This is a genomic window from Campylobacter sp. US33a (assembly GCF_004378855.1).
In the GTDB taxonomy this organism is placed as follows: Bacteria; Campylobacterota; Campylobacteria; order Campylobacterales; family Campylobacteraceae; genus Campylobacter_D.
Map to the genome: position 1 here is coordinate 113,618 of NZ_RYYL01000004.1, position 11,812 is coordinate 125,429.

Consider the following 11,812-nt stretch of genomic DNA (forward strand, 5'->3'; position numbering starts at 1 on the left):
ATTTTAAATAAATTCGGTTATAATCTTTGGAAATTAAATTTTTGAAAGGTTTACAAAATGAAAAAAATTCTTTTTGCTTCTGTTGCAGCATTTGCAATTATTGTAAGTGGTTGTAGTTCAAAAAGCGCTAGTGTAAGTGGTGGTTCTGATGTAAGTTCTGGACGTGGAACAGGTGGAGCTGATAAATTTGAGAATATCGATGCTAAGATTGATAGATTAAATAATACTTTAGGAAAAGTTTATTTTGATTTTGATAGATTTAATGTTAGAGCTGATATGTATTCGGTTGTAAGAAACAATGCAAATATTTTTAATAATGAAGTGCAAGAAGCACAAATCACAGTTGAAGGCAATTGTGATGAATGGGGAACAGATGAGTATAATCAAGCTTTGGGATTAAAAAGAGCTAAAGCGGTTAAAGAATCTCTAGTTTCTCAAGGCGTAAATGCAAACAGAATTGCAGTAAAAAGCTATGGAGAAACTAATCCAGTATGTACAGATAGAACTAAGTCTTGTGATGCACAAAACAGACGTGCGGAGTTTGTTTTAGCTAAATGAAACAGTATATTTTAGCAGTAGCTCTTTTTGGAGCTACACTTCTTTATGCAGAAACTTCAGCTTTTGATGCAGGAAATTTGCAAAATTCATCGCCTTATGGTTTAACGCCTAACGAAAAAGTATTTAAAGAGAAATTAGATATTTTAGATAATGGATATTCCCAAGTTAATTCGCAAATTAATATTTTGAGTGAAAAAATAGATGGTTTGCAGAGTATTATCGAAGGTATTAACTTGCAATATGCAAAAACAGATGTGCGTCTTAGTAGGATAGAAGATGCAAATTTAAGCAGTAATGATGCAAATTTATCTCAAGAAATTCAGAATTTAAAAATTTATGTTGAAGAAAGTAGAAGAATTCAAGAAGCAAATAATCAACAGTTTAAAAAAGTTCTTATGGAGCTTAGTCAGCTTGTGGATTCTATTAATAGTAATTATATGTCAAAAAAAGTTGATGTTAATCAAAGTACAAATATTAAAACAACCATTACTTCTAACCAAACAGTAAAGCCAGTAGTTAATATTTCTGATAAAAATATTACTTCGCAAATCGGAATTTTAGAAGATTCTAATAATACAAGTGCATCACAAGATGTTTTGGTTGAAAATAATGTTACACAAGAAAATCTAAATCAATCTTATCAAGCACCTGTGGTGGATAATTCTTGGAAGCAAAAGACCCCAAGAGAAATTATGGAACTTGCTATTAGAGAGGTTGAAGATTCAAAATTTAAAGAAGCTAAGGAAAAATTTGAACTTTTAATTGTTTATAAACACAAACCTTCTGAGTCAAATTTTTATCTCGGAGAAATTGAATATAAGCAAGGAAATTATCATGAGGCTATTACTTATTATAAAAAAAGCTCTATGATTAGTTCAAAAAATAGTTTTACTCCAAAGCTTTTATATCATACAGCTATTTCGTTAGATAAAATTGGTGATGTTCAAAATGCAAATAGCTTTTATAAAGCTCTAAAAACTAATTATCCAAAATCACCTGAAGCAAAAGCTTCCCCAGATAGAAAATAAAAAGTAAGGAGAAAAAATGGCTATAGAAAAAAATAGTGTAGTGTCGATGTTTTACGAATTAAAAGATGCAAATACTAATGAGGTTTTAGAATCAAATTTGTATGCAGAACCTATCTCATTTATTTTAGGTAAAGGACAAATTTTAGAAAGTTTGGAAGAAGAAGTGATGAAGCTTGATTGTCCTAGCAATGCTGATGTTATCATTAAAAAAGATAAGGGTTTAGGCGAATACGATGAAAATGCGATCCAAACTTTGCCAAAAGAGCAATTTGCTGGCATTGATTTAAAAATAGGCATGGAGCTTTTTGGAGAGGGCGAAAATGGCGAAACCGTTCGTGTGAGTGTAAAAGAAATCGGCGAAAACGATGTAACAATTGATTATAATCATCCTTATGCAGGACGCGACTTACTATTTTCTCTAAACATTGTAGATGCTAGAGCTGCAAGCGAAGATGAAATTCTTACAGGCATTATAGCAGGAAGCAGAAGTTGCGGTTGTGGAAGCGGACATGGACATGATCATCATCACGGGCATGGCGGTGGTGGATGCTGCGGTGGTGGCGGACACGGTGGTTGCGGTTGCCACTAAGATGAATGCCGCATTTATTTTTCCAGGTCAAGGCTCTCAAAGTCTTGGCATGGGTAAAGATTTTTATGAAAACTCTAAAGGCGCAAAAGAACTTTTAGGTAATGCAAGTGATTTGTGTAAAATTGATTTTAAAAATTTACTATTTACTCAAAATGAAGACTTAAATAAAAGCGAATTCACTCAACCTGCTATACTTTTAAATTCTCTTATGGCTTATACTGCTTTACTAGAAAAAAAACCTGATTTAAAAGCTAAATTTGCACTAGGACATTCTTTGGGTGAATTTTCAGCTTTGGCAATTAGTGGTGCGTTTGATTTTTTAGAAAGCATTTTGCTTGTGAATAAAAGAGGATTATTTATGCAAGAAGATTGCGCAAAAGTTGAAGCGGGTATGATGGTGATTTTAGGACTTGATGATGGCAAGGTAGAAGAGCTTTGTAAGAAAGCTAGAGATAAAAATAAGCAAATTTTTGCAGCCAATTATAATTGCGATGGACAAATTGTAGCAGCAGGCTTAAGGGCTGATTTGACAAGCTTTGAAAGTGAATTTAAATTAGCAGGCGCTAAAAGAGCTATGCTTTTAAATATGAGTGTTGCAAGCCATTGTCCGCTTTTAGAAAATGCTTCAGCTAAGCTTTGCGTAGAACTTGAAAAGGTATTAAAAACAAATTTTAATCCCGTAATTTCTAATGCAAATGCAAAGGCTTACACAAGCAAGGAAGAAGCGCTTTTATTGTTAAAAGCACAACTCATCTCTCCTGTGCTTTATAAACAGAGTATTAAAGCTTACGAAGAGGAAGTGGATTTTTTTGTGGAATTTGGTGCAAGTGTACTTAAGGGTTTAAATAAAAAAATCACCGCAAAAGAAACTTATTCTTTGACAAATTTAAATGATATTGATGAATTTTTAAAGGTTTTATAAATGAAAATAGCGATTTTAGGTGCAATGAGCGAAGAGATTACCCCTTTGCTTGAAACGCTAAAAGATTATACAAAATTAGAACACGCAAATAATACTTATTATTTTGCAAATTATAAAAATCACGAACTTATTCTTGCTTATTCTAAGATAGGCAAGGTAAATTCAACTCTAAGCGCTAGTGTGATGATAGAAAAATTTGGTGCACAAGTTTTACTTTTTACCGGAGTTGCAGGAGCTTTTAATCCAGAGCTTGAAATAGGTGATTTACTTTATGCAACCAAACTAGTACAATACGATCTTGATATTACAGCTTTTGGTCATCCTTTGGGTTTTGTTCCGGGAAATGAAATTTTTATTAAAACAGATGATAAATTAAATAATCTTGCCCTAGAAGTAGCAAAAGAGTTAAATATAAAACTTCGTGCAGGAATTATTGCAACAGGCGATGAATTTATTTGCGATGAAGCCAAAAAAGCAAAAATCAGAGAAATTTTTAATGCCGATGCTTGTGAAATGGAAGGTGCTAGTGTAGCTTTGGTATGTGATGCTTTAAAGGTACCCTGTTTTATTTTAAGAGCGATGAGTGATAAGGCTGGAGAAAAGGCTGAATTTGATTTTGATGAATTCGTGATTAATTCTGCTAAAATTTCAGCGAATTTTGTACTTAAGATGTGTGAGAAATTATGATAAATCTTAGTAAGAAATTAATACGCCAAGTCGCACAGGCTAATGCGAAATTTAATCTTATAAAAGACGGAGATAAAGTCCTTTTAGGGCTTAGCGGCGGAAAAGATTCTTTAGCTTTGGCTCATCTTTTAAAAAGAATGCAAGCTCATGCTCCTTTTAAATTTGAGCTTGAAGCAGCAACTTTAAGCTATGGTATGGGCGAGGATTATTCAGCACTTCATGCACATTGTGAAGAGCATGGCATTAAGCACAGCATAATTGATTCTAATATTTATGAAGTTTCAGGCGATACGATAAGAGAAAATTCGAGTTTTTGTAGTTATTTTTCAAGAATGCGTCGCGGAGCTTTATATACTTACGCGCTTGAAAAAGGTTTTAATAAACTGGCTATTGCACATCATTTAGACGATGCAGCGGAAAGTTTTTTTATGAATTTTATCCACAATGGAGCTTTAAGAACTCTAGCGCCTATATATAAAAGTAAACGCGGTATTACAGTGATCCGTCCTTTGATTTTTGTGCGTGAAAGACAGCTTAGAGATAATGCCACGCAAAATGAGCTTAGCGTAATAGGAAATGAATTTTGTCCAGGTATGAAATTAAGTGAAAAAAATGTCAAATTTCCACATGCAAGAGAAGAAGCAAAGCAACTTTTAGCTAATTTAGAAAAAGAACATCCTAAACTTTTTACAAGTCTAAAAACCGCTTTCTCAAATTTACACACCGAGAGTTTTTGGCTAAATAATAATTAAATTTCTTTTGGATTTGAAATGAAAAAAGCGTTTGTTGTGATAGATTATCAAAATGATTTTGTTGATGGAAGTTTGGGTTTTGAAAAAGCTTTAGAAATTAAAGAAAATATCATTAATGAGCTTAGCAAACTTGATTTTAATACCACGCATTTGCTTTTTACCTATGATACACACGATGAAAATTATTTAAAGAGCAAAGAGGGCATAAATTTGCCTATCAAACACTGCATAAAAGAAAGTTTTGGTTGGCAAATGCCAGAAGTTTTTGAACCTTTTTTGCAAAAAGCACATAAAATTTTTTATAAAAATACTTTTGGAAGTTTAGAATTTGCAAATTTTATTGCAAAAAGTGAATATGAAGAAATCTATTTTGCTGGACTTGTTTCACATATTTGTGTATTTTGTAACATCATTTTAGCTTTTAGCGCAAAGCCCAATGCAAGGCTTGTGCTCCATCAAAATTTAAGTGCAAGTTTTGATGAAAATTTGGAAAAATCAGCCTTTGATTTATTAAAAGCTTATGGTGTTGAGCTAGTGTGAGGTTAAATGATATTTTTTATAATAATACTATTTATCATTATTTTTATTTTGCTTTTTATAAATTATAACAAAGAAAAAACAAACCAGAATTTAAATAAAATCATTTTAGAACAAAGTCAGAAAGAACAAGAAAGAAAACTTAAAAATCATTTTTTTTTAGAGCAAAAAAGACAAGAAGATGAAGAAATAGAATATAAAAAAAGCCAAGAATGCAAGTTAGAATTAATTAAAAATCATAACATCTTGGCTAGTGATAAATTAATGGGCTTGCAAGAATTTATGATTTACAAAGAGTTGATTTTTTGTGAAGATATTAAGAATAATTTCATTGTTTTTCCGCAAATTTCACTCAAAAGTTTTTTAAAAAACGAAGAAGAAAGCGAAGTTTGGAAGGCTTATTCAAATTTAATAATTGATTTTTTGTTTGTGATTAAAGATTTTAAAAACAAAACAACCAAGCCTTTTGCGGTGTTAGAATTTAATGGTGGTGGGCATTATGGAGACAAGTCAGATCTTGATAATGTAGAAAAAATTAAAAAAAATGATGAGATTAAAAAACAAGCTATCATAAAAGCGGGACTTTTATTTTTTATTTTAGAGGCAAACGATGTCTGTAAGGAGAATCAATACTTTATTGATGAAGAAAAACTTAAAATCAAAATCCATATTTTTGCTAAAATTTTAAAATCAAATTTAGAAGCATTTTCAAGTTAAAAATAATTATGCAAGGCTTTATACTCCACACGCAAAGCGTAAAAGATGAAGATTTAATCGTGTATATTTTAAGTCCTAAGAGTGTGATTAAATCTTATAGATTTTATGGTATGAGGCATTCTAGTATTTTAAGTGGTTATAAGATTGACTTTGAGTTAGAGGAAAGTTCTAGATTTTTACCAAGATTAAAAGATGTATTGCATATAGGTTTTGAGTGGATTTTAGATAGAGAAAAAATGTTTTTTTGGCAAGAATTTATTAGACTTTTTTATTGGCATTTAAAAGATGTGGAGCATTTAGATGGTTTTTATTTTGAGCTTTTAGAAGAGTGTATAAAGCGTTTTAAAAAACAAAATCCAAAACGCGTGATTGTAGACGCTTACCTTAAAATTTTAGAATTTGAAGGAAGACTTCATAAAGATTTCATATGTTTTGCTTGCGATGAAAAAATTCAAGGCGATATCACACTTTTAAGGGCATTTTTACCCGCACATGAGCATTGTGCTTTTAGTTATAAATTTGGGCAAAAAAAATTAATAGAATTTTATACAAACAAAAATAGTGCGATTTTTGATAATGATGAGATAGAAAAACTTTATCTCATCATTAAAGAAGGTTTGTGATTATTTAAAAGCTTTATTTAAGTCAAAAGGCATAGCTTGATAGCCCATACCTGTGCCAAAAAATTGAATTTGTACAGAAGGTTCTTTTGCGCCCCATTTAAATTCATCAATCTCAGGTCTAGCTTCACCAATACTTTTTCCATTTTTTAGATCAAAATTCATTCCTGCTGTGGCTGAATACACAAAAATCGAATTTTTATCTTTTTGATATTCGCTTAGCGAAGTCACAGGAGAAAACCACTCTTTGCCTCTTTGTTTGCCATATTCCCAAATTTGCTCTACGGTTTTATTTTTTTGATCGATTTTATAAACCACTGCACGGCTGTATTTTTCATCTGCAAAAATAGCCTGCGCTGCTCCTCTAGCATCTCCGTTATCAAAAGCGGTGATATAGATATATCTTTTATCTGATTTTGAGTCTATTCTCCAAGCTGTATGTTGAGTCCAAGTAAAATCAAAACCGCCTTTTGCATCAAAAAAACCAGGACATTTGCTAAAATCATCTTTGCATTCTATGCTTTTGCCTTGCGAATTTATAGGTTTGAGCAAATAGGGTTTGAATTTATCACTCCAGCCTTTGTGTGCTGAAAGTATCCATTTGACTTTTTTATCGCGTCCAATTTTTACAATTGCACTTTGATGGCGGCTTGAGATGATGATGCTATCATCGCTTGGATCATAATCAATACTATTAACATGAGCCCAGTTTCTTCCAACTCCAACGCCTGCAATATCTCCAAATTTATCTTCTGTATCCATTTTAACTAAATCGGCTTCGCTAAGGGTTTTGCCAATTTGACTAGGATCTATATTAAGACATACTGCGCCCTGATCTAAAACCTTGATAATAGTGCTACGATAAGGATCAAGAATTTCAAATAATCTCCACTCATCCACTACATTGCCATTTTCATCAATTTCAATAATCACATCTCTAACACTGCGAACATTTTTAAGATCTTCACGCAAAACATTGACCGAAGCAACGCGCAAAAGGTAGTGCCCATTTGGCATGGTATCTAGGGCATGTGAAAAATCGATATAGTTTAAAGGAAGTTTGCGGTTGAAAATTTCACGTCCTAAAACATCATATTTCACATATCTTTGTCCAAATCCCCAAGTCAGTGCCCCATCTTCATTTTGCCTAAAACCCATCATAATGCCGCGTTTATAAATATTATCCCAATCCATTAATTTATCATGATCGAAATACCAGCGAATTTCTCCCATTGTATCTATGATAAAAACATTGGAGTTTTCATCCCATTCCATAGCACCACCGATTGGATTATTCCAAACACTTTGCGAACCTTTGGAGAGTTGTTTTCCGGGGACATTATTGACTAGATAAAGCCTGTCTTTAAATTCTTTTTCAAGCTTTAAAATCTTTACGCTTTGAAAAGGAATACCTGTTTGAGCCATAATTCCGCTTGGTTCAAGGGTAATACCAGCGGTTGTGATTTTATAAATTTCATCATTTATTTTTTCGCTTTTTCCTGCAAATTTTTTTGTATAACTTACTTTGATTGTATTAGTATAAGAAGGATAAAGACCAAAAATAGGAATACCGCCATGGGTTTTGGCCAATTGATCGCTCACATTATAATCGAGTGCTTGTCCATTGGGTTTTGGAACTATGCTTACTTTAATATCACTTAACTCATATCCGCCATTGGTAATGATTGCAGTCAGTGGCGATAAACCGTAGGGATTTAGCTTAATGGCGCCAATTTTGCCTTGAATTTCCCAGTTGGTTTTGGTTCCACTTGCCCCACCCAAAGCTAATAATAAATTAGGAATTAGCAAAATGCAAATGATAAAATATTTCATTTTTTCTCCTTTGTTAAAAAAAATCTTCTATTTTTTTTCTCATTTCTTTGGCATCATCAATGCGATTCACGCTATCTCTAAAGGCTGAAGCGTCTTTGTGGCCTTTAGAATACTCGTGCAAATGCTTGCGAAATATGCTTACACCTTGCTCTTTATAATGCTTAATCATTTCATCAAAATGTGTGAGTATGATTTGTTTTTTTAAATTCTCATCTACGCTTTTACCGCTTTTAATTTCATAAAATATCCAAGGATTTCCAACGCTTGCACGCCCTATCATCAGTCCATCGCATTTTGTGATTTCATAGACTTCCGTGGCATTTTGTGCGTTAATATCACCATTTGCAACAACGGGAATTTTCACGCTTTCTTTAGCACTAGCAATGGATTTATAATCAGCTTTTCCACTATAAAGCTGCTTTCTTGTGCGTCCATGAATGCTTATAAAATCTACCCCCAAACTTTCACAAATTTTAGCCATTTTTTCAGGGTATTTTTCATTAAATCCAAGGCGAAATTTAACGCTTGTAAGGCTTTTTTTGTTATTTTCTTTAATCACTCCTACAAGACTTTTAAAAAGTTCTAAATTTTCTAGTAAAGCGCTACCAGCACATTGTTTAACGACTTTATTTACAGGACAACCACAGTTAAAATCAATCCCATCAACAAAATCCATCTCATTTAGCATTTTAACTGCTTTTTTTAATACTTCCTTGTCACCGCCTGCAATTTGGACGATATAAGGACTTTCAAGCTCGGCTCTTTCTAGCATATGTAGAGTTTTTGAACTTTCATAAACTAGAGCATTAGAACTTATCATTTCGCTTATGGTTACATCTGCACCAAATTTTTTTACCACATTGCGAAAAGGCAAGTCAGAAAAACCTGCCATAGGTGCTAAAAATAAAGGTTTTTCGCTAAAATTTATCATTGTATGAGTTGGTTTAAATCGATTTTGATATTTTTTTCACGCAGTATTAAAAAGGCTTTAAAATCGCTAAATTTTGCTTCATCTTTGATTTGCTCTCTTAAATCTTCCATTAGTCCAAATTCAGCCAAAAGATATAAATGTGCCCTTAAAGCTTCGTTTTTTTCATTTTTAATCTTAGTAAAAATTCCTAAAATCGCATCAGGGTTTAAAAGTTTAACGCTCATCTTTGCAACTTCTAAATATTCTTTTTCATTTAAATTTGAATGACTTAAAAGCACTTCAAATTCTGCAGCATTTAAGTCTAAATTTCCAGCTTTAAAGCGCTTAATGAGATTGATAATTTGTCCAGAATTTTTTTGAATTTTAATAGTTTTTATTTGTGCATATTCGCCTTTTTCTAGCAAACAATTAAAAGCAAGAACATCAAGATCATTTTTGCTTTCATCTTTGCCTTTAATTTTATTAAAAGCGTAGTGAATATCTGTTGAAATGAGATTTTTTTCATTTAAAATTGATAGAGGATTGTCTTGATTTAACTTAAATTTCTTAAGATCGAGATATTCGCCTTTGTGCAGCTTTTCTAAAATATCTAAAATTTCATTGATTTTTGCAAAATTTTGAGCTTTTTGAGCTTTTTTTAAACTTATAACAAGTTCTGCGCTGTTTTGAAATTCTTTTGTTTTAAATTTAATTTTACTGTCTTTTTCAAGCAGTAAATCTTCAATAAATATTGCAAATTTTTGTGCGTCTTTGGAAAAATTTTTAAAATTAATATATTTTAAAAAACTATAAAAACTCATATGTAAAAGGGTAAAAATGAAAAATATAAGCACAGGCAAAATGAGCCATAAAACCACAGGTAAATCAAAAGCATTGGCACCAAGACTAAGCGTGTAATTACCAAGATTTAGTTTAAAAGTAAAAATGCTTAATAAAAGAATATAAATTAAACTTGCAAGAATAAATAATTTAATTCTCATATTTTCTTTCCTTTTCAAAATTTTCTCTGCAATTAATGCAGTATCTTGCATGAGGTTTAATCTTTAGTCTTTCAATGTGAATATCATCATTGCACGACTCGCAAATTCCATATTCTCCATCTTTAATTTTTGCAAGAGCGATATCAATTTCACTTAATTCTAATTTTAAATTTGAGTTGATGGTTTGTTCGATTTGAGAACTTGTATTGATAGATGAAAAATCTACATTATCACTAGGCTCGCTATTGTGCAAAGATTCAATTTCTTCTACATTGACATTGAGGTGATTATAAATAGCAATTTTTCTATCTTCTAAAATTTGCTTAAAAAAAGAAAGTTTTGATTTTTCCATGTTTTTTCCTATTTATGATATGGGTGTGCATGATTGATGCAAAAACCACGATAAATTTGCTCTAATAATAAAATTTTCACAAATTTGTGTGCCAAAGTAAGACGGCTTAAAGAGATAGCCAAATCAAAACTCGCAATAAAGTCTTTACTTAAGCCATAAGCTCCACCTATGAAAAATGATATTTCATTTTTATCTTTGAGTAAATTTGCAAATTCTATGCTATTCACTTCTTTGGAATTTTCATCTAATACTATGCAAAAACCTTTTTTATAAGGATTTAAAGCTTCTCCATAGCTTTTTTTGGCTTCTTTTGCACCTAAATTTTGAGCATGCGTAATATGTTTATTATATATATAAGTATCATTTACAACAGCATAAGGTTTTAAAAGTTTGATGTATTTATGTTTAAGCTCATCAAATTCTTTATCATTTTTTTGTATGGAGAAAATATTGATTTGCAAGTTAATTCCTAGAAAATAATTTTAACATATCATAGATATATTGCTTGTGATTATTTCTTGCGACAATACCATCAATTAAACCGTGTTCAAGTAAAAATTCAGCTCTTTGAAAGCCTTCGGGTAAATCTGCACCTATGGTTTGTTTAATCACCCTTGCGCCTGCAAAACCCACTAAGGCACCTGGTTCAGCGATGATTAAATCCCCAAGCCAAGCAAAAGAAGCACTCACCCCGCCCATGGTAGGATCTGTTAAAATGCTAATATAAGGAAGTTTTTCTTTACTTAAAAGTTTTAAGGCAGCGCTTGTTTTGCTCATTTGCATTAAAGAATAAGTGCTTTCTTGCATTCTAGCACCCCCGCTTGCACTGATGATAACAAGAGGCGTTTTATCTGTAATGGCTCTTTGGACTGCACGAACGATTTTTTCACCTTCAACAGACCCTAAACTTCCACCCATAAAAGAAAAATCAAATACGACAAGTTGAATTTTAAGTCCATTAATCAAGCATTCTCCGCTAATAACAGCACTATTGCGCCCAGTTTTTTCAAAACTCTCGCTTAAGCGTTTTTTGTAAGATTTACTATCCACAAATTTTAGCGGATCGATGGCTTGTAAATTTACATCATGTTCAACAAAGGTATTTTCATCACTTAATATTTCTATTCTTTTTTTAGGAGAAATTCTCATATGAAAACCACACTTTGGACATACATTAAAACAAGCTTCAATTTCTTTATAATACATTAAAGAATGGCAACTTCCGCACTTAATCCAATGATTTGGAGCTTCATGAGGACTGGATTGCTTTCGTCTAATTTTTGAAAAAATGTCTGCAAAATTCATA

General features: G+C 31.8%; 15 protein-coding genes. 9 read left to right on the forward strand and 6 right to left on the reverse strand.

Features of this window, described 5'->3' with window-relative positions:
- Positions 1 to 57: 57 nt before the first annotated feature.
- From ELQ16_RS04090 to recO, 9 genes are read left to right on the forward strand one after another with little or no spacing between them, the layout of a single operon-like run.
- On the forward strand, positions 58 to 558 hold the full coding sequence (locus ELQ16_RS04090) for an OmpA family protein (RefSeq protein WP_134238298.1): 501 nt from the start codon (positions 58 to 60) through the stop codon (positions 556 to 558).
- Entirely contained in the window at positions 555 to 1,586 is a 1,032-nt protein-coding gene (locus ELQ16_RS04095; RefSeq protein ID WP_134238299.1) for a tol-pal system YbgF family protein, read from the forward strand. The genes ELQ16_RS04090 and ELQ16_RS04095 overlap by 4 nt, the downstream gene beginning before the upstream one ends.
- 16 nt (positions 1,587 to 1,602) lie before the next feature.
- Positions 1,603 to 2,175, forward strand: a complete 573-nt coding sequence (locus tag ELQ16_RS04100) for a peptidylprolyl isomerase (protein WP_134238300.1) — start codon at positions 1,603 to 1,605, stop codon at positions 2,173 to 2,175.
- Position 2,176: 1 nt separating this feature from the next.
- Positions 2,177 to 3,097 (forward strand): ACP S-malonyltransferase, encoded by a 921-nt coding sequence (gene fabD, locus ELQ16_RS04105; protein ID WP_134238367.1) that lies wholly within the window; start codon positions 2,177 to 2,179, stop codon positions 3,095 to 3,097.
- Positions 3,098 to 3,784 (forward strand): aminodeoxyfutalosine nucleosidase, encoded by a 687-nt coding sequence (pfs, locus tag ELQ16_RS04110; RefSeq protein WP_134238301.1) that lies wholly within the window; start codon positions 3,098 to 3,100, stop codon positions 3,782 to 3,784. It begins immediately after the preceding gene.
- Entirely contained in the window at positions 3,781 to 4,536 is a 756-nt protein-coding gene (locus tag ELQ16_RS04115) for an ATP-binding protein (protein WP_134238302.1), read from the forward strand. Before pfs ends, ELQ16_RS04115 begins: the two co-directional genes overlap by 4 nt.
- Before the next feature lie 18 nt (positions 4,537 to 4,554).
- Positions 4,555 to 5,076 carry a cysteine hydrolase family protein gene (locus ELQ16_RS04120; RefSeq protein ID WP_134238303.1) on the forward strand — a complete coding sequence of 174 codons (522 nt, stop codon included), beginning with the start codon at positions 4,555 to 4,557 and terminating at the stop codon, positions 5,074 to 5,076.
- 6 nt (positions 5,077 to 5,082) lie between these two features.
- Complete coding sequence (locus ELQ16_RS04125) at positions 5,083 to 5,790, forward strand: DUF2726 domain-containing protein (RefSeq protein ID WP_134238304.1); 708 nt, start codon at positions 5,083 to 5,085, stop codon at positions 5,788 to 5,790.
- Positions 5,791 to 5,798: 8 nt separating this feature from the next.
- Positions 5,799 to 6,413: a recombination protein RecO gene (gene recO, locus ELQ16_RS04130; protein WP_134238305.1), complete on the forward strand. Its 615-nt coding sequence runs from the start codon at positions 5,799 to 5,801 to the stop codon at positions 6,411 to 6,413.
- Here the strand turns inward: recO and ELQ16_RS04135 are convergent, their stop codons facing one another.
- Genes ELQ16_RS04135 through accD form a run of 6 tightly spaced genes read right to left on the reverse strand, consistent with a single transcriptional unit; the run spans position 6,414 to position 11,811 of the window.
- Positions 6,414 to 8,243: an aryl-sulfate sulfotransferase gene (locus ELQ16_RS04135; RefSeq protein WP_134238306.1), complete on the reverse strand. Its 1,830-nt coding sequence runs from the start codon at positions 8,241 to 8,243 to the stop codon at positions 6,414 to 6,416.
- Positions 8,244 to 8,256: 13 nt separating this feature from the next.
- Complete coding sequence (locus ELQ16_RS04140) at positions 8,257 to 9,174, reverse strand: tRNA-dihydrouridine synthase (protein WP_134238307.1); 918 nt, start codon at positions 9,172 to 9,174, stop codon at positions 8,257 to 8,259.
- On the reverse strand, positions 9,171 to 10,154 hold the full coding sequence (locus tag ELQ16_RS04145) for a hypothetical protein (protein WP_134238308.1): 984 nt from the start codon (positions 10,152 to 10,154) through the stop codon (positions 9,171 to 9,173). Before ELQ16_RS04145 ends, ELQ16_RS04140 begins: the two co-directional genes overlap by 4 nt.
- Positions 10,144 to 10,506: an RNA polymerase-binding protein DksA gene (gene dksA, locus ELQ16_RS04150; protein WP_134238309.1), complete on the reverse strand. Its 363-nt coding sequence runs from the start codon at positions 10,504 to 10,506 to the stop codon at positions 10,144 to 10,146. Before dksA ends, ELQ16_RS04145 begins: the two co-directional genes overlap by 11 nt.
- Positions 10,507 to 10,514: 8 nt before the next feature.
- Positions 10,515 to 10,967 (reverse strand): 23S rRNA (pseudouridine(1915)-N(3))-methyltransferase RlmH, encoded by a 453-nt coding sequence (locus ELQ16_RS04155; protein ID WP_134238310.1) that lies wholly within the window; start codon positions 10,965 to 10,967, stop codon positions 10,515 to 10,517.
- Position 10,968: 1 nt separating this feature from the next.
- Positions 10,969 to 11,811, reverse strand: coding sequence for an acetyl-CoA carboxylase, carboxyltransferase subunit beta (gene accD, locus ELQ16_RS04160; RefSeq protein ID WP_134238311.1), 843 nt, complete (start codon positions 11,809 to 11,811; stop codon positions 10,969 to 10,971).
- Position 11,812: the final 1 nt, after the last annotated feature.